Here is a 17,840-nt window from a genome sequence, read left to right as displayed (position 1 = left end):
CGGCCCAGACAGCGGGCCGCCCACGCAGCGGACCGTCGGCGTAGCGGACCGTCGGCGTAGCGGACGTCGGTGTAGCGGACGTCGGCGTAGCGCGCGTCACGCTCGGCGGGGAGGTCCCACCGTGGACGCCAGTTGTAGGATGACCGGGCAACCTACGGAGCACGCGAGAGGGCGAGAGCCATGACACTGCGGGCAGCGGGGCGGAAGTCGCTCGTGGACACCGTCGTGGAGCAGTTGCGCGCGCAGGTGGCGGACGGCACCTGGCGGGTCGGGGACCGGGTGCCGACCGAGCACGCGCTCGCCGAGCAGCTCCAGGTGGGCCGGAACACCGTGCGTGAGGCCGTACGCGTCCTCTGTCACTCCGGGATGCTCCAGTCCCGACAGGGCGAGGGCACGTTCGTCGTGTCCACGGCCGACCCGGCCGCCGTCATGCGCGGCGTCCAGCGCGCCGGCATCCGGGACGTGCTGGAGCTGCGCATCGCGCTGGAGGCCGAGGGCGCCCGCCTCGCCGCGCTCCGGCACAGCCCGGACGACCTGGAACGGATGCGGGCCGCGCTCGCCGCGCAGGCCGCACTCGCGCACGCCGACGGCCCGCCACCGCAGGGCGCGGACCTGGAGCTGTACGCGGACCACGACGTCGCGTTCCACCGGGCCGTGGTGGACGCGGCGCACAACTCCGCGCTGAGCGCGACGTACGGCTGGTTCAGCAGCTCCGTACGCGAGGCCCTGCTCACCGCGCTCGGCGACCACGACATGCCGCACATCGACCCCGGCGACCACCACGCGGTCATCGACGCCATCGCCTCCGGCGACCCGGCGGCGGCCGAGGGCGCGGCCCGGGCGCTGCTCGCCGCCCCCATGCGGGCGGTGGACGCGCTGCTCGCCCCACACCCCTAGCCCAGTCCCCCTCGCCCACACCCCCGCGCACCCGAGAGCCGTCCCCCGCCCCCATCGAGACTCCCGCCCTCACAGCTCACCGCAGGCCCCCGCGCCCCGCCAGATCTTTCTGCCCCACCCCGCCCGGAACGCGAGTCCGCTCACCAGCCCGGAAGCCTGTCCGGTACAGCCCGGAAGTCCGTCCGGTACGCCCCCACGCCCGAGATCGACGAAAGGTAAGCCGCCTATGTCCGGGATATCCGGGCCCAGCACCGCGCCCGATGTCCGGCTCATCGATGCCGAAGAGGACCTGGTCCCCACTCCGCCGGTGGCCGCCGCGCGGCGCACGCTACGCGCGCACCCCGCCCTGCTCCTCCTCGGCATCGTGCTCGCCGCGCTCAACATGCGCGCGGCGCTGGCCGGCGTTTCCCCGCTGCTCGGTGAGATCAGCGACCACTTCCACCTCGCGGCGACCGCGACCAGCCTGGTCACCACCATCCCGCTGATCTTCATGGGAGTGGCGTCGCCGCTCGCGCCGAAGCTGGCCCGCCGGTTCGGCACCGAGGCGGTGCTGCTGGCAGCCCTGGTGTTGCTGTGCGGCGGCATCCTGCTGCGGGTGGCGCCCCCGGTGGTCACGCTGTTCGTCGGCGGAGCGTTCGTCGGCACGGCCATCGCCTGGCTCAACGTGTTGATGCCGGGCCTGGTCAAGCGGGACTTCCCGGAGCGCGCGGCGGCCATGACGGCCGTGTACTCCACCGCGATGATCATCGGAGCCACCGCGTCCGCCGCCGCGGCCGTCCCGCTGGAGAACGCCCTCGGCGGCTGGCGCGGCTCTCTCGCCTCATGGGCACTGCTGGCCGCGGTCGCCGCGCTGCTCTGGGTTCCCCAGGCGGTCATCGCCCGCCGCGGCGTCCGGCACGGCCAGCCCGCGGCAACGCCGGCCGCCCGCCCCGCCACCACCGCACCCGTCGGCTCCGGGACCACCGCCGACCCCGACGCCTCGCGCCTGTCCCGCACCCCGCTGGCTTGGCAGATCACCCTGTTCATGGGCTCGCAGTCACTCGTCGCGTACGTCGTGATCGCCTGGCTGCCGACCGTCTTCACTGACGACGGGATGAGCAAGTCGACGGCCGGGCTCATCTTCGCCTACAGCACGCTGCTGCAGGGCGTCGGCTCGTTCGTCGTGCCACTGCTCGCCGGGCGCATGCGGCAACAGCGGCTGCTGGCGGTCGGCGTCGCCTCGCTGATGGCCTGCGGCGTCGTCGGACTGCTCGTCTCGCCCACGGACGGGGCCTGGCTGTGGGCCACGCTGCTCGGCATCGGGCAGGGCGGCGCGCTCGGCCTTGCCCTGACGATGATGGTGCTGCGCGCCCGCGACGCACACACCGCCGCCCGCCTCTCCGGCATGGCCCAGACCTGGGGCTATCTGCTGGCCGCCGCGGGCCCCCTGGTCCTCGGCGCGGTACACCAGGTCACCGACGGCTGGACGCTGCCGCTGCTCCTGCTGCTCGGCGTCTGCGCCGGCCTGGCCGCCCTCGGCCTCGGCGCGGGTCGCAACCTGAAGGTCTGACCTCCCCACAACAACTCCTCTCCCTGTCCCAGCCGTCCACCGCGCCGTCGCCCCGGAGCCCCCGCTCCGGGGCGTCGGCGCGTGCGGCCGTTCTGTTCTGTTCCATTCCGTCCCGTCCCGTCCCGTCCCGTCGAGTCGTGATCGCGCGCTGTTTCTCCTTGGGGCGGGGTGGGGCACGGCGGCGTGGGTGGGGCGGCGCGGGTTCGCGGGGGGGTGGGCTCGGGTACGCGGGGGCGGTTTCGCGGGGGTGGGCTGGCGGGCCCGGGCGGCGCGGGGAGGTACGGGCCGGGTCGGGTCCGGCCGCCACCGGCGGTGGTGCCTTTCGCCGGCCCCCGTGGCGGGGCGGGGCAGATCAGGACGGGCCCGGGCACTCCACCTCGTGCAGCCGCCGCGTGTCGACGTCGTAGATGAAGCCGCGCACCGACTCCTTGTGCGGCACGAACGGGTTCAGCAGGACCCGGGCCACCGACTGCCGCACGTCCTCCTCCAGCCGCTCGAACCCCTCCGCCGCCCACGGGGGCCGCACCCCTGTCTCCGCCTCGATGTCCCGCTTGAACGCGTCGTCCGACAGGCCGAGCATCCCGCACTTGGTGTGGTGGATCAGCATCACCTCCCGCGTCAACAACTCCCGCTGACTGACGACGAGCGACCGAATCGCATCGTCGCTGGCCGCGCCCCCCGCGTTGCGGATGACGTGTGCCTCGCCGAGTCTGAGGCCGAGCATCGCGTACACGTCGATCCGCGCGTCCATACAGGTGATCACGGCCAGGTGCCTGCTGGGCGGCTCGCCGAAGGGCGCGACGGGGTCGGAGGTCGCGTACGACTCGTTGTTGGCCAGGTAGACGTCGGTGACGGACACGGGGAGCCCTGCTTTCTGTAGCCGACTCCCCGCACCGTAGGAAGTCCGGCGGCCGTACGGGGCGCGCGCGCCGACGCATACACGCAACCGCAGTACCGCACACCCGCCACCCGGACGCATCCGGCCCCGCCCCGCCGCACCGCACCGCACCGCGCCTCCCTCACACGCCCCCGCCGCCGCACCGCCCCTCCCTGCCTCGCCTCGACGCCGCCGCCCGGCTCCCGCCGAGCGCGCCCGGCGCTCGCTGGGGCTCCAGTGGCCACATCGACGGGTGGTCTCGGCGCGGCGACCGGACCCCGACGCTGGTGGCGCCCCCTGCTTCACCGCAACCGCCTGGCCGGCGCGTATACACGGCGATACACCTCCCCCCGTCCCCGTTACCGGCCTACACCGGTGATCGATGCCCCATCTCGTCAGTGCCCCCTCTGCCCCAACGCCCGCAACACGGTCGGCGCTTCGTCGGGGTGCAGCCGTATCTCGGTATCGCCGGACTGCGAGCGGAAGGCGACGCTGATCTCGTCCGCCGACACCGGTAGCAGCGGGGGCCAGGAGCCCAGCACCTGTTGCCTTCGCCCCTTCTCCTGCCACGCCACTGGGTGTGGACCCACCGCGAGGTAGCCGTTCCTCCACTGTCCGTCGGTCAGTCGCGCGTCCCGCACGTCGCAGGGGAACAGTGCCGTCTCTCCCCGGGCGAGACGGCGCAGCCGCCGCTGTCGCCTGCGCCGCTGGGCCCACGCGAACGGGTTGGCGTACGCGAGGGCTTCCGCGACGACACGGAACACGACGAGCACCAACTCCGGCATGGGGCGATTACACAGGCCGCCATGAACCTCTCCTGGGACCACCCTGCCTTCAGCGGGAGGCGAGTGCTCCCGCGCATGGATCGGCGGGCGGACGCCGTGTGGCGGACTCATGCCGGTTGTCCAGCCGCTCGCGCCTCTGTCTGGTCGGGGATCGGGGAGGTGTCGAGCCGCTCCAGCATCCGGCGCAGCTCGGCCACCTGGGCCTCCGGGAGTGGCAACAGGGGCAGTCTGGGGCTGCCGGCGGCTCGGCCACGGATCTCCAGGCCGGCCTTGATCGCGCGCGGCAGCCCGTACCCCACGATGAACCGTAAGAACGGCAGCAGCTCCGCCAGTACCGCATCGGCCCGCTCTTGTTCCCCGGCCGTCGCCGCGGCGTACAACTCCAGACACCAGCGCGGGGCCAGGCAGGGCGCCGCCGTGCACCAGCCGACCGCGCCGGCACGGAAGGCTTCGAGAGCGAGCGGATTACTCCCGTTGTAGACCGACAACGCGCCGTCCGACAGTTCCCGGATGGCGCGGAAGCGTGTCGCGTCGCCGGAACTCTCCTTCACCATCGTCAGGTTGGGGATCTGCCGCGCGAGAGCGACCACCGTCTCGGGTGGCAGGTCGACGCCGCTCGTGCCCGGGTTGTTGTAGAGCATGACCGGCAGGTCGCTCGCGTCGGCGACGGCGGCGAAGTGCCGCGCGAGTTCCGCGTCGGTCAGCTTCCAGTACACCTGCGGAAGCACCATGATCGCGGTAGCTCCGTGCCGGGCGGCGACGCGGGCGCGACGTACCGTGCCCTCCGTGCTGTAGTGCGCGACGCCGACCACCGTGGGAACCCGCCCGGCGACGGCGCTGAGCGTCGTCTCGCAGACGGCGTCCCACTCCGTCTCGCTGAGGTAGGCGCTCTCGCCGGTGCTGCCCAGTGGGGCGATGCCGTGGCTGCCGGCGGTCACGAGGCCGTCGGTGAGGCGGTGCAGCGCGGGAAGGTCGAGCGCGCCGGTCTCCGGGGTGAACGGGGTGACGGGATAGGAGATGACGCCGGCCAGCGGTGGTGGTGTCGTCGAAGGTCGCGCCGTCCGTGTCCGCGCCATCAGAGCCGCACCTCGCCCGTGACGCAGTCGGGGTGGCGGCGGAGGGCCTTGCGCGCGTAGTAGGCGAAGTTCGCCTGGTTGCGGCGGTCGGTGGAGGTCCAGTCGTGGGCCTCGCGGGCCAGCTCGGGCGGCAGCGGCTTGATGGTCCCGGCCGCCATGGCGAGGAGTTGCAGGCGTGCCGCGCGCTCGATGAGCAGGGCCAGGTTGCACGCCTCCTCGACGGTGGCGCCGGTGACGAGTTGGCCGTGGTGGGCCAGGAGGATGGCGCGCTTGTCGCCGAGGGCCGCCGAGATGATCTCGCCCTCCTCGTTCCCGACCGGGACACCGGGCCAGTCCTTGAGAAAGGCGACGTCGTCGTACAACGGCGTGGTGTCCATCTGCGAGATTACGAGCGGCACTTCGAGCATCGCGAGCGCCGCCGTGTGCAGTGCGTGGGTGTGGACGATGCAGTTGACGTCCTCACGGGCCCGGTAGATCCAGGAGTGGAAGCGGTTGGCGGGGTTCGGCATGCCCTCGCCCTCAAGGACCTGGAGGTCCTCGCCCACCAGCAGGAGGTTGTCCTCGGTGATCTCGTCGAAGCCGAGGCCCAGGCGCTGGGTGTAGTACGTGCCGGGTCGCGGGCCACGTGCGCTGATCTGGCCGGCCAGTCCCGAATCGTGACCGCCGTCGTAGGCGATGCGGCAGGTCAGGGCGATCTTCTGGCGGGTGGTCAGCTTCGAGTCTCCGAAATGGCCGTTCATCTGGCGCTCGGCCCGATCAACGAGCATGGCCTTCGAGTCTTGCAGCGTGTTTGCCATCGTCTGCTCCAGTTCCGAAGCGCCGGCGATGCCGGCGTGCCCCGTCGTCCGGCGTCGCGCCTGCTGCGCGCAGCACCCCTCCGAGGAAACTACGTTCACCATAGGACACCTTGTGTCCTGTCGCAAGGGTTCCGCGCCAGGTGCTCCGATGTCACGCGGTCACCCGCCGGGGGGCCGCGCGCCGCGGGCTCGCCGCCGACCGAGCTGTCCGTCAGCCGGCGCCACCGGCGGACGGGGCCGACCGGGGCCGGGCCGGCGCGGGGCCGGCGGGACATACTTGGTGTCCCGCCCGGCCGATCCCAGCCCGCGCGGGGTGGCGTGAAGGGGAGAAGTCAGTGATCAATCGGGTACGGCAGCTACGTAAGGAGCGCCTGCTGACCCTGGAGGCGCTCGCCGAGCGCACCGGGGTCACGAAGAGCTACCTGTCCAAGGTCGAGCGCGGCTACAGCACTCCGTCCATCGCCGTCAGCGTGTCGCTCGCCAAGGCCCTGCACGTCCCGCTGGGCAACCTGTTCGCCGACGCGACGGACACCTCCGAGATCACCGTCACGCGGGCCGGCGAGCGCCAGGTGCTCTCCTCCGACGGGGAACCCGGCAGCCGGTACGAGGGGATAGCCCTGGAGGCCGGTGACAAGCGGATGACACCGTTCATGCTCTACCCGCCGCACGACGCCGGGCCGGCGCCGTTCCGGGACCATCCGGGCGAGGAGTTCGTCTTCGTCCACGCCGGCAGCGCCGAACTGATCTTCCCCTCGATGACCGTCCCCCTCGAACCGGGCGACTCCGTCTACTTCAAGGCCACCACGCCGCACAAGGTCCGCTCCACGAGCACCGAGCGCGCCGCCGTACTGCTGCTGGTCAGCGACGACCGGGAGGCGGCGCAGACCGCCCACCCGCACCTGCCCTGACCTCCCGTGGCCCGTGCCGCCCGGCCGCTCCGGGCCGCCGCACTGGCCCGACTGCCCTGCCCGGCCACTGCGCCCCGACCGCGCCGTACTGGCCGCTTCGATGCCGACTCGCCGTCGCATGTTCTTCGGTAGCCGCGTTACGGCACCCGGCGCGGGGAGCGCGGCCCGCCACGTACGGTTCCAGGCGCCAGCAGACCGCGTTCAACGTGCGCTTCACGAGCAGCGCGGGACGAGTACCGGTCGGACCCGGCGCCCGGGCCGCCGCCGGGCGCTGCCTCGCTCATTGCGCCCGGTGTATCTCCACGCCTTCCGGCAGGCCGAATCGCTCCAGCAGGTCCGAGTACCAGCCGTCGCGCAGGGCCGTCTCCACGGGTTCGGGTGGACAGCAGGTCAGGCCGGCCTCCTCGGCCCAGGACAGGGCGTCGGCAACGGCCTGGCCGCGGTGGTAGCCGGGCGGCATCGCCTCGTAGGCCGTGGCCGCCTCCTCGGAGAACACCCCCTCCCAGCGCCGGCCCGACGGCGTCGCCCCGTACGCCACCGCGCAGTCCTCGTCCATCACGTAGATCGCCATGGCCGGGGCGCCCGTCGTCGCGACCAGCTCTGCCACCGACAGGCTCGGCCGTAACCCCCAACGGTCATTCAGCCACAGTTCGCGCCAGTCCCCCCGGACGTACTCCGCCAAGACCGCGCTCCCGTGGGCGGCGACGGCGGGCTCCTTCGCTAGCGTGTCATCGCCCTTGGCGACGATGATCCAACCCGAGTACCCCATGCCACAGACGCTACTCGCCACCTCTGACAACGCCCCCCATGGCAACCCCCATGCCAACGGTCAAAAACTGTTCAACCTTTGGCTTGTACACGTGCCGTTGAGCTGACGGTCACCTGTAGGTGTCGGACCGGTGACCGCACGGTGCCCGCAGGGTTAGCCCCCACGCGACGGCCGGTTCCAGCCCCTCCCCACGGGCCGCTGCCGTCCGTGTCAGCGGGTCATCTCCAGGCGGCGGGAGGCGGGTTGGCCGCACGGCGAAGACGTTCCCACCCCGCGAATACGACCAGCCCGGCCAATCCTGGCCAGCGGTCGGCCGGCGCCAGGGCCAACGTCACCGCCCCGCACGCCACATTGCCTCACCGCCCGGCCCCACCCAGCGGCTGCCAACCGCCGGACGGGTGCCGGTGGCGTCGTCACTCCTCGCCGGCCAGCGTGAGACCGCGCAGCTTCTGGCCCGCGTACCAGGTGGCGACCACCGTCACGCCGACGAGCAACACGACGGCCACCGGAAGGCCCACGTCCGAGGTGATCACGCCGCCCTGACCGATCTTCTCGGCGGCGGCCAGGGACCACTGCTGGACGCTGAGTTGGCGCGCCCCGGTGACGTACGTGCCGAACACGGACTCCCACACCAGCGCGTACACCAGGCCGGCGACGACCGCGTGCCGGGTGACGGTGCCGAGCAGCAGGAAGATGGCGCTGTAGGCGATGGAGGCCATGGCGGCGGCCGAGGTGTACGCGCCGGCTATGCCCTGACTGTTGCCGTTCAGGATCAGGCCGGCGATCAGGGTGGGTATGGCGGAGAAGGCCATCGTGACGCCGACCGCGACGAACAGCTTGGTGACGATGATCGTTGGCCGCTTCACCGGCTTGGCCAGCAAGTACACCACCGAACCGTCGTCGATCTCCGGGCCGATGGCGCCGGTGCCCGCGATGACGCCGATGAGCGGGACCATCACGGACAGCGCGAAGCCGCCCAGGATCGCGTCGGCGGTGGCGTCGTCGGCCCCCGTCATCAGCCGGATCGCGATCGAGATCACGACCAACAGCGCGGGCAGCGAGAAGAGGATCAGCGCGCGGCGGCGGCCGAGCAGCGCCCGGTAGGTGAGCCGGGCGACCGTGGGGTTGTACATCGCTGGGGCTCCTTGCGTTATGCCGCGACGAGGTAGGAGAAGACGCTCTCCAGGGACTCGTCCGAAGGCGAGACCGTGAGGAGCGTGATGCCGTGCTCGCGGGCGACGCGCGGCAGCAGTTCGGTGAACCGGTTGAAGTCGACGGCCTGGATGCGCAGCGCGCCCTCCTCGGTGTCCACCTCGATGCCCGCCGTGGACGCGTCCGCGATCAGCGCGGCGGCCAGCGCCCGGTCGTCGCTGGAGCGCACCAGGTAGCGGTGCGGGCGGTCGGTCATCAGCCGGCGGATCTTGCGGAAGTCGCCCGACGCGGCGTGCCGGCCGGCGACGATCACCTCGATGTGCGCGGCCAGTTGCTCGACCTCTTCGAGGATGTGCGAGGAGAACAGCACGGTGCGCCCCTCGGCACCCATCTGTCGCAACAGGTCCATGAGCTGCATTCGCTGGCGCGGGTCCATGCCGTTGAACGGCTCGTCGAGCAGCAGCACGGACGGGTCGTGGACCAGCGCGGACGCCATCTTCACGCGCTGCCGCATGCCCTTGCTGTACGTGGAGATCTTGCGGCCCGCCGCGTACTCCATCTCCACCGTGGCCAGCGCGCGCTGTGCGGCGGCGCGCGGCTTGGGGAGCCCGTGCAACTCGGCGTTGGCCAGCACGAACTCCTGCCCGGTGAGGAAGTCGTACATCGACTCGCGCTCGGGCACGATGCCGATGTGCCGGTAGCTCTGCTCGTTGCGCCAGATCCGCGTGCCGTCCAGCGTGACGGAGCCGGTGGAGGGCGCGAGGAAGCCGCCCATCATGTTGATCAGCGTGGACTTGCCGGCGCCGTTGGGGCCGAGCAGGCCGGTCACACCCGGGCTGATGGTCATCGTCACGTCGTTGACGGCGACGACGTTCCCGAACCAGCGCGAGACGTTGTCGATGATGAGAGTGCTCATGGGCGCGGCCCATTCCTTCGGGGGGTGGTGGCGGGCGACGGACGGACGGCGGCGTCCGAGAGGTGACGGTGACCGCGCGGGTGGCGCACCGCCAGGCGATCGCTTGTGGTCGCACACCGATCAACGGGGCACCTCGTACGCGCGCGGGCGGTCACAGCCCGACCTTCCGGTAGCGACGCACCAGCAGTCCGTACGCGCCGGCGACCAGCACGGCGTACACCAGCAGGTACACCACGCCAACGGCCGCGTCCGGGCCGAACTGGCCGGGCGCCGCGGATGTCGCGCCGAGGAAGGCGGAGCCGATGCCGTCGATGAGCGTGATGGGTGAGAAGAGGCCGATCCACTCGATCGCGCCCGTCTCACCCTGCTCGTTGGCTATGCCCTGCATCACGCTGACCGCGCCGTACGAGATGGTCAACACGGCGATGACGGCGGCCACGCCGAAGCCGCGGCGCGGCGTGAGTGCGGCGATCACGAGGCCGATGCCGGCGAAGAGGAGCGAAAGCAGAGCCACGGACACCATTCCCTGTGCGAACCCCTTCGTCTGGTCCACGAAATCGAGCTTTCCGAGCAGCGCCCCCACATAGAGGATCAGCACGGGTGTCGCGGTGAGCAGGAAGATGGCCGAGGCCATCGCGGCGAACTTCGCGACCACGTAGTCGGCCGTCTCGATCGGCCGCGAGAAGTACAACGGAACGGTCTTAAAGCGCAGATCACGCGAGACCGACTGTGGTGCCTGGGCGGCCACGAACAGGCCGATCACGGCCTGCAGGATGATCGCGTACCGCGTGTACTCGACCGGCAGTTCGTCGGTCTTGGTCGCCACGGCGACCGCCACGATGATTCCCGCCGGCAGGCACATCACGCCGACCAGCAGCATCGGCAGCACCTTGGACTTGGCGGAACGGCCGAGTCCGTAGGCGCCCCGCAGGCTCTGTGAGAAGAGCGAGCGGCGGGCGTAGGCGCGGCCGAGGCGCGGGCCGTCATAGTGCCGGTAGCCGATGTTGTGGATGACATCGGCGGCCGGCGCCGCGCCGCGCGGGACCTGCCGCGCGCCGGCCGCATCGCCGGCTTGCGTCTTAGGCGACATCGCCGCTGCCTCCTTCCTGGTGCTGGCGCGCGGCGTCGTGCTGCGCGGGGTGCTGGTGGGCGGGCGACCGCGGGGCAGCGGGCCGTGGGGCGGGCTCGCTGGCAGCGGGCCGCGAAGTGGGGGACTGCGAGCTGGCCCCGGGCGGCGGGTCGGCCGTCGCGGAGTCGGTGCGGAACACCTCCGCTATGCGGTGCCTGCGCTGCTCCATCCGCACCAGACCGAGGCCGAGGCCGGCGACCGCGTCGCGCACCGCGTCGTACGTCGGGTCGCCGGTGACCTCGACGAACAGGACCCTGGTCGACGCCGGTGAGCCGTCGGCCTCCCGCTCGGCCGTGGCCACCGCGATCCCCGCGCGCTCAAGCGCCTCACGCAGCGCGGCCGTGCCGTCCGGATGCGCGTCGCTGTCCGTGACCTCCACCGCGAGCGATGCCGTGGCCTGGGTGAAGTCGTCGGTCGACGAGGACCGCAACAACTTGCCGCCGTCGATGACGACGACGTGGTCGCAGGTGCGCTCCAACTCGCCGAGCAGGTGCGAGGTCACCAGAACGGAGATGCCGAAGTCGGTGTGCACACGGCGGATCAGGCCGAGCATCTCGTCCCGGCCGACCGGGTCGAGGCCGTTGGTCGGCTCGTCGAGCAGCACGAGCTGCGGATCGTGGACGAGCGCCTGGGCGAGCTTGACCCGCTGCTTCATACCGGTCGAGTAGCCGCCGATCGGGCGGTACCGCTCCTCGTACAGACCGACGTGGCGCAGCGTGTCCGCCGTGCGCTCGCGCGCGGCGGACGGTGGCAGCCCGGACATGCGCGCCATGTGCACGACGAACTCGGTCGCCGAGACGTCCGGCGGCAGACAGTCGTGCTCGGGCATGTACCCGACCCGCTCTCTGATCGCCCCACCTTCGCTGGCGACATCGAGACCGAGCACGGCCGCCTTCCCCTCGCTGGCGGGCGCGAGGCCGAGCAGGATCTTGATCAGCGTGGACTTGCCGGCGCCGTTGGCGCCCACGAGTCCGGTCACGCCCGGAGCGATGTCGAGGGAGAGCCGGTCCAAGGCGGTCACCCGGGGGAACCGCTTGCTCAGACCTTGGGTAGCGATCACAGTCACGAGTTCGAAGGTAGTGCCGCTTCTGGCTGCCGGCGTCCCTCCACGGGCCCTTTCGCCCTACGACCGGAGTCGTAGAAACCCGTAGGGGTACAGGCCCCAAGGAGAACACCCGGCGTACTCCTTCGTCGCTCAGAACCGGCGTGACCAGCGGTTTCAACGTAAGGGTCGGAGTACGGGCAGCCCCGACCCACGAGAGTGCTCCCCGGACGCGCCAGGTGTTACCGAGGGTTTTCCACAGGCCGGTCGGACCTATTGACGTAGCCGGCGGTCATTGTCACATTCATCAGTGTCAAGTTGCGGGACCGGACGACGGACTCCCCCGGGCCTTCCGCGTCTGCGGGCCTGCCCTCGGCCCGAATCCGCAGCGGGGCAACGGGGCTTCATGACATAGGGAGGGGACGGGTGCCATGACCACATCGGTGGACGATCGGCTCAGCACGCGACGTGCCGGCCGCGCGCCCGAACTGCGCGGTTTCCGTGAGGTGCAGCGGCTCGCCTACGCGTGTGCGGAGGCCGTCGCCGCGCAGTTGCGCCCCGGCGTGAGCGAGCGTGAGGCGGCCCGGATGCAGCGGGAATGGCTGCGCGAGCGCGGCGTACGCGACTGGTTCCATCTGCCGTTCGCCTGGTTCGGCGACCGCACGGCCTTCACCGACTTCCGTTTCCCGCTCCAGTTCTTCCCCACCAACCGGAAGCTGGAGCCGGGGATGCCGTTCATCCTCGACATGGCCCCGATACTGAACGGCTACACGGCGGACATCGGCTACTCCGGCTTCCTCGGCCCGAGCCCACTGCACGACAAACTACTCGCCGACCTGCGGGAACACCGCGAGTTGATCCTGCGCGAGGTACGGGAGCGGCGCCCGCTGCGCGAGATATACGAGGACGTGGAGCGGCTGATGGCCCGGCAGGGTTACACCAACCGCCACCGCGCCTACCCTTTCGGCGTCGTCGCGCACAAGGTCGACCGGGTCAAGCAGCGTCGTTGGGCGCCCACGGCCTTCGGGTTCGGCGCGCAGAGCCTCAAGGGCCTGGCCAGCGACGCGCTGCGCGGGCACCGGGAGGGTTGGTCGCCGCTGTGGAGTCCGTACCGCTTCTCCGACCACCCCCCGCAGCCCGGGCTGTGGGCCGTGGAGCCCCATCTCGGGTTCCGCGGCGTGGGCGCCAAGTTCGAGGAAATACTCGTCGTCACGGACTCCAAGGACTGCGAGCAGAGCGCCTTTTGGCTGGACGACGACCTACCTCACGTGCGGCGCTGGGCCGAGGAGAAGGCGGCGTGAGCGCACGCGACGGCGGGCCGGGGGCGAGCCCCGCGAGACGCCCGGCGTGACGGGCCCCGAACGCGAGGGCGGGATCGACAGCGCCGACGGGGCTCGCAGGATCGGCAGGGCTGGCGGGAATGGCGAGGCCGGCTGTACGGGCGGAGTGCGCGACGTGGGCGGGGCTCACACGGGTGGAGACGGCACGGCTGGCGGACGGGGAGCGGATGCGCGGGGCGCCGCGGAGGCCAGCGGTTCCGAGGCGGCCAACAGGGACAGGGCAGCGAACAAGGCCGTGACGGCCGACGGAATGGAGGCGAACGCAGTGGCAGCGAGCACCGGTGCGCAGGGCGCGGTGGAGACGGGAGCGCTGGCCGGGGCGACCGAGCGCTGGGTCAGCACCGGCGGCGTGCAGTTGTGTGTCGCCGAACTGGGCGACCGTGAGCGACCGACCGTCGTGCTGGTACACGGCTTCCCGGACAGCAAGGAGGTGTGGAGCGAGGTAGCGAAGCGGCTGGCCGACCGGTTCCACGTCGTCCTGTACGACCTGCGCGGCTGCGGTCGGTCGACCGCGCCGAAGCCGCTGCGCGGGGGCTACACCCTGGAGAAGCTGACCGACGACTTCCTGGCCGTGGCGGACGCCGTCAGCCCGGACGCGCCGGTGCACCTGGTGGGGCACGACTGGGGCTCGGTGCAGGGCTGGGAATTCGCCACCGTCGGGCGTACCGAGGGCCGTATCGCCTCCTTCACCACCATGTCCGGACCCTGCCTGGACCACCTGGGCATCTGGCTCCACAAGCGCGCCACGCGGCCCACTCCCCGCCGAGTCGGCCAGCTCTTCGGCCAGGGTGTCAAGTCCTGGTACGTCTACGCGTTCCACACCCCCGTCGTGCCCGAGGCGCTGTGGCGCGGACCGCTCGCCAAGGCTTGGCCGGCGCTGCTGTCCCGGGTCGAGAAGACGCCCACCCGCAGCGAACCCGGCGGCGACTACCCGACCTCGTCGCTACCCACCGACGGGGCACGCGGCGTGTGGATGTACCGGGACAACGTGCGCGCCAGGCTGCGCCGCCCCCGCACCGACGCCTACGCGCACGTTCCGGTCCAGCTCATCCATCCCACCGGTGACATCTTCGTGTCGGAGCAGGTGTTCGACGAACTCGACCAGTGGGCGCCCCAGTTGACGCGGCGCAGCCTGGTGGCCAAGCACTGGGCGCCGCGCACCCGGCCGGACCAGATCTCCGCATGGATCGCGGAGTTCGTCACCAACGTGGAGGATGGCACGCCTGCCAGGAGCCCGCGCGCCGCGAGCCAGTACGCGGCGCGCTTCGGCGGCCAGCTCGTGCTGGTGACCGGCGCGGCCAGCGGTATCGGCCGGGCCACCGCGTTCGCGTTCGCGGAGGCGGGTGCGCGCGTGGTGGCCGTGGACCGGGACGCGGAGGGGGCTGCCCGCACCGCCGAGATGTCCCGGCTCATCGGCGCCCCGGAGGCGTGGAGCGAGCAGGTCGACGTATCCGACGGGCTGGCGATGGAGAAGCTGGCCAACAAGGTCGCCGAGACGCACGGCGTGGTGGACGTGCTGGTCAACAACGCGGGCATCGGTGTATCCGGCGCCTTCATGGACACCAGCCCCGAGCACTGGCAGCAGGTACTCGACGTCAACCTGTGGGGCGTCATCCACGGCTGCCGGACCTTCGGAAAACAGATGGCCGACCGCGGGCAGGGCGGCCACATCGTCAACACCGCCTCCGCGGCCGCCTTCCAACCCACCCGCATGCTGCCGGCGTACGCCACGTCCAAGGCCGCCGTGCTGATGCTCAGCGAGTGCCTGCGAGCCGAACTGGCCGGCAAGGGCATCGGCGTCTCCGCCATCTGCCCGGGCATCGTGAACACCAACATCACCACGACGACCCGCTTCGTGGGCGTGGACCGCGAGGAAGAACAGCGCCGCCGCACCCGCAGCACCCGTCTGTACGGCAAGCGCAACTACCCGCCGGAGAAGGTAGCCGACGCGATCCTGCGCGCCGTGGCCCGTAACCAGGCCGTGGTCCCGGTCACGCCGGAGGCCCGCGGCGCGCACCTGCTGTCCCGCTTCGCTCCCAAGGCCCTGCGCGCCCTGGCCAGGCTCGAACCCAAGGGGTGACCCCGCTTCCCACGGGCGGGGCCCACCAGTCACCAGTCACCAGTCACCAGTCACCAGTCACCAGTCACCAGTCACCAGTCACCAGTCACCAGTCACCAGTCACCAGTCACCAGTCACCGCGTAACGCTCGGGCGCCGGTGAGGTCACGGGGCGGTGGGCAGGACACCGGAAACCGGAAAGGAGTCGTGCGCCATGGATGGACGTGCTGCGGCGAGCGGGCACGAGTACGGGGGCGGGGACCAAGGCGGGCTCGCTGGGGCCGGTGAGCGCCCCGCGGGCGCCAGTGCCGAGGACGGGACGGGCACCGGCGTACGCATCGCGCCGCGCCGTGTCTCCTTCGACTGGGACGGGACGCCCCTGCACTGGATTCCGGGCGAGCCAACCGCCACCCATGTGATCAACGTGCTGCATCTGCTGCTTCCGGCCGGTGAGCGGTGGTTCGTGAAGGTCTTCAAGGAGGCCCTGCCACTGGTCACCGACCCGGACCTGCTGCGCGACGTGAAGGGGTTCATGGGCCAGGAGGCCACGCACAGCACGCAGCACACGTACGTCCTCGACCACCTCGCGGCCCAGGGCCTGGACACCGCGCCGTACCTGCGCCGCCTGGACTTCCTCTTCGATGTCCTGCTCGGCGACAAGCCGCCGTTCAGGCAGCCGGTGCCCCCACGCGAGTGGTTGCGCTTCCGGCTGGCGGTCATAGCGGCCATAGAGCAGTTCACGGCCGTGCTCGGCGACTGGGTGCTCGGCGCCAACGCGCTGGAGGAGGCCGACACCGACCCCGTCATGCTGGACCTGTTGCGGTGGCACGGCGCCGAGGAGGTCGAGCACCGCTCCGTCGCGTTCGACATGTACCAGCACTGCGCCGGCACCGGCGCGACCGGCTACGCGCGGCGGCTGTACGCGATGGCCGTGGTGGCCCCCGTGATGCTGTGGCTGTGGGCGTCGGGCACCGCCTACTTGCTGCGCCACGATCCGGTACTGGCCCGACGCCTGCGGTACTCGCTGCGCGAGCACAACCGGGCGGTGGCCAAGGGGTTGTTGCCTACCTGGGGAGAGTTGGGCCGAGCGATACCCCGCTACATGAAGCGGTCCTACCACCCCTCTCAGGAGGGCTCGCTGCGCCGGGCCGTGGAGTACCTGGCCTCGTCCCCGGCGGCTCGCTCGGCGGCAGGAGCGATCGCCCGCGCCACGCTGTAGGAAGCCGCAGACAGACACCGTCCAGCCCGCCCGCGACCCCGCCACCACACGAAGCCGAAGCACAACAACAGCAAGGCAGGCCCAGGCAACGTGCGGCAGGCGTAGGCAGCAGGCCACCAACGCGACCGCGCGTACAACGACCACACAGCACTCGATGGCAACCACGATGAGAACGACGAAGACGACACAGTCGCCGGAAGAGAGAAAGGGGCAAAGCGTGTCGGAACCAACCGCCGAACCCGCCGTGCCCCCCGAGTACCGGATCGAGGAGCTGGCCCACCGTAGCGGCGCCACGGTCCGCACCATCCGCGGATACCAGGACCGCGGGCTGTTGCCGAGACCCGAGCGGCGCGGGCGGGCCAACGTGTACGGAGCCGAGCACCTGGCCCGGCTCCAACAGATCTCGGCGCTGCTGGAGCGCGGCTACACACTCTCCAGCATCAAGGAACTCCTTGAGGCATGGGACGCCGGCCGCGACCTGGGCGGGGTGCTCGGCCTGGTCGCCGAGGTGGAGGGCCCCTGGACCGACGAGAAGGCCGCTCGGATCAGCCGGGCGGAGTTGGCCGACAGGTTCGGTGGCGCCCCCGACCAGGCGGCCATCGCGGAGGCCGTCGAGCTGGGCATCTTGGAGCCGGACTACGATTGCCCGGACGCCTACGTGGTGCCCAGCCCCCGGGAGTTGTCGGTGGCGGCTGAACTCCACGCGGCCGGAGTGCCGCTGTTGGCCATCGCCGAGCACGTACGGGAGGTGCGCGGCCAGATCGAGCACATCGCGGTCCGGTTCCTGGACTTCACGACGGAGCACGTGTTCCAGCAGTACCTGGACCACCCTCCGACGGACGCGGAGGCCCAGGAGGCGGCGTTCCTGATCCGCCGCTTCCGCCCGCTCGCCCAGCAGACCATCGACGCCGAACTGGCCCGTGCGATGCGGGCGGTGGCCACCCGGTACCTGCACCACCACCTCGACCAGTTCGGCCCACTACCCCGCCCGGACACCCCCCGGCCCGGCGGCTCCCTCCGACCCACCACCGCTCACCCTCACACCCGGCGACCCGACGAGACCCAGCCCCCACCCACGACCCGACCAGCCCCTGAGCCGACTGGCCCGCCTTCCGCCCAGTACGTCACCGGGTCAGGCCCCCGGCCCGGCGCTGCCACCGGAAGTGGGGACAGCGGATCGACCGAAGTACGAACCGGCAGCGGGTCGGAGGGCCGGACGCGGTCCCAACCGACGGCCGGAGGGCCCGGCGAGCGGGACGGGTGGCAGCAACCTCAGGGCGACCAGGCGGAGGTCACGCTGCCGGCTGAAATCGTCCGCGTCGTGCG

The 17,840-nt window shown here is 71.5% G+C and carries 15 protein-coding genes and 1 pseudogene; 7 read left to right on the top strand and 9 right to left on the bottom strand.

What is annotated here, in order from left to right; all coding sequences use genetic code 11:
• The first annotated feature begins 180 nt into the window (after positions 1–180).
• Both OYE22_RS16490 and OYE22_RS16485 read left to right on the top strand, forming a co-directional pair.
• Complete coding sequence (locus tag OYE22_RS16490; RefSeq protein ID WP_277321117.1) at positions 181–897, top strand: FadR/GntR family transcriptional regulator; 717 nt, start codon at positions 181–183, stop codon at positions 895–897.
• A 226-nt stretch (positions 898–1,123) separates the two neighbouring features.
• Positions 1,124–2,446: an MFS transporter gene (locus tag OYE22_RS16485; RefSeq protein WP_277321116.1), complete on the top strand. Its 1,323-nt coding sequence runs from the start codon at positions 1,124–1,126 to the stop codon at positions 2,444–2,446.
• A gap of 352 nt (positions 2,447–2,798) precedes the next feature.
• Here OYE22_RS16485 and OYE22_RS16480 read toward each other — a convergent pair whose 3' ends face one another.
• From OYE22_RS16480 to OYE22_RS16465, 4 genes are all read right to left on the bottom strand, one after another.
• Positions 2,799–3,305, bottom strand: a complete 507-nt coding sequence (locus tag OYE22_RS16480; RefSeq protein ID WP_277321115.1) for a carbonic anhydrase — start codon at positions 3,303–3,305, stop codon at positions 2,799–2,801.
• 413 nt (positions 3,306–3,718) lie between these two features.
• A complete protein-coding gene (locus OYE22_RS16475; protein ID WP_277321114.1) occupies positions 3,719–4,108 on the bottom strand; it encodes a hypothetical protein in 390 nt (129 codons plus the stop codon).
• A gap of 107 nt (positions 4,109–4,215) precedes the next feature.
• Positions 4,216–5,184: a dihydrodipicolinate synthase family protein gene (locus OYE22_RS16470; protein WP_277321113.1), complete on the bottom strand. Its 969-nt coding sequence runs from the start codon at positions 5,182–5,184 to the stop codon at positions 4,216–4,218.
• A complete protein-coding gene (locus OYE22_RS16465) occupies positions 5,184–6,083 on the bottom strand; it encodes an aldolase (RefSeq protein ID WP_277321112.1) in 900 nt (299 codons plus the stop codon). Before OYE22_RS16465 ends, OYE22_RS16470 begins: the two co-directional genes overlap by 1 nt.
• 233 nt (positions 6,084–6,316) lie before the next feature.
• Here OYE22_RS16465 and OYE22_RS16460 point away from each other — a divergent pair, with 233 nt between their 5' ends.
• Positions 6,317–6,889, top strand: coding sequence for an XRE family transcriptional regulator (locus tag OYE22_RS16460; protein ID WP_277321111.1), 573 nt, complete (start codon positions 6,317–6,319; stop codon positions 6,887–6,889).
• Between the two features lie 280 nt (positions 6,890–7,169).
• Here the strand turns inward: OYE22_RS16460 and OYE22_RS16455 are convergent, their stop codons facing one another.
• From OYE22_RS16455 to OYE22_RS16435, 5 genes are all read right to left on the bottom strand, one after another.
• Positions 7,170–7,658 carry a hypothetical protein gene (locus tag OYE22_RS16455; protein ID WP_277321110.1) on the bottom strand — a complete coding sequence of 163 codons (489 nt, stop codon included), beginning with the start codon at positions 7,656–7,658 and terminating at the stop codon, positions 7,170–7,172.
• 413 nt (positions 7,659–8,071) lie between these two features.
• Positions 8,072–8,791, bottom strand: coding sequence for an ABC transporter permease subunit (locus tag OYE22_RS16450; RefSeq protein ID WP_277321109.1), 720 nt, complete (start codon positions 8,789–8,791; stop codon positions 8,072–8,074).
• Positions 8,792–8,808: 17 nt separating this feature from the next.
• A complete protein-coding gene (locus OYE22_RS16445) occupies positions 8,809–9,726 on the bottom strand; it encodes an ABC transporter ATP-binding protein (protein ID WP_277321108.1) in 918 nt (305 codons plus the stop codon).
• Between the two features lie 151 nt (positions 9,727–9,877).
• Positions 9,878–10,816, bottom strand: coding sequence for an ABC transporter permease subunit (locus OYE22_RS16440; RefSeq protein WP_277321107.1), 939 nt, complete (start codon positions 10,814–10,816; stop codon positions 9,878–9,880).
• Complete coding sequence (locus OYE22_RS16435) at positions 10,806–11,915, bottom strand: ABC transporter ATP-binding protein (RefSeq protein ID WP_277324169.1); 1,110 nt, start codon at positions 11,913–11,915, stop codon at positions 10,806–10,808. The genes OYE22_RS16440 and OYE22_RS16435 overlap by 11 nt, the downstream gene beginning before the upstream one ends.
• A gap of 413 nt (positions 11,916–12,328) precedes the next feature.
• On the opposite strand from OYE22_RS16435, the gene OYE22_RS16430 reads away from it, so the two are divergent.
• The 4 genes and pseudogenes from OYE22_RS16430 to OYE22_RS33440 all read left to right on the top strand — a co-directional run.
• Positions 12,329–13,198: a M24 family metallopeptidase gene (locus OYE22_RS16430; protein WP_277321106.1), complete on the top strand. Its 870-nt coding sequence runs from the start codon at positions 12,329–12,331 to the stop codon at positions 13,196–13,198.
• Positions 13,199–13,502: 304 nt separating this feature from the next.
• On the top strand, positions 13,503–15,317 hold the full coding sequence (locus tag OYE22_RS16425) for an SDR family oxidoreductase (protein WP_277321105.1): 1,815 nt from the start codon (positions 13,503–13,505) through the stop codon (positions 15,315–15,317).
• A 192-nt stretch (positions 15,318–15,509) separates the two neighbouring features.
• Positions 15,510–16,514 carry a metal-dependent hydrolase gene (locus OYE22_RS16420; protein ID WP_277321104.1) on the top strand — a complete coding sequence of 335 codons (1,005 nt, stop codon included), beginning with the start codon at positions 15,510–15,512 and terminating at the stop codon, positions 16,512–16,514.
• A 166-nt stretch (positions 16,515–16,680) separates the two neighbouring features.
• Positions 16,681–17,478, top strand: a pseudogene (locus OYE22_RS33440) (MerR family transcriptional regulator); the annotation flags it as partial.
• Positions 17,479–17,840: the final 362 nt, after the last annotated feature.

This window comes from Streptomyces sp. 71268 (genome assembly GCF_029392895.1).
GTDB lineage: Bacteria > Actinomycetota > Actinomycetes > Streptomycetales > Streptomycetaceae > Streptomyces.
This window is presented reverse-complemented; position numbering and strand designations above follow the sequence as displayed.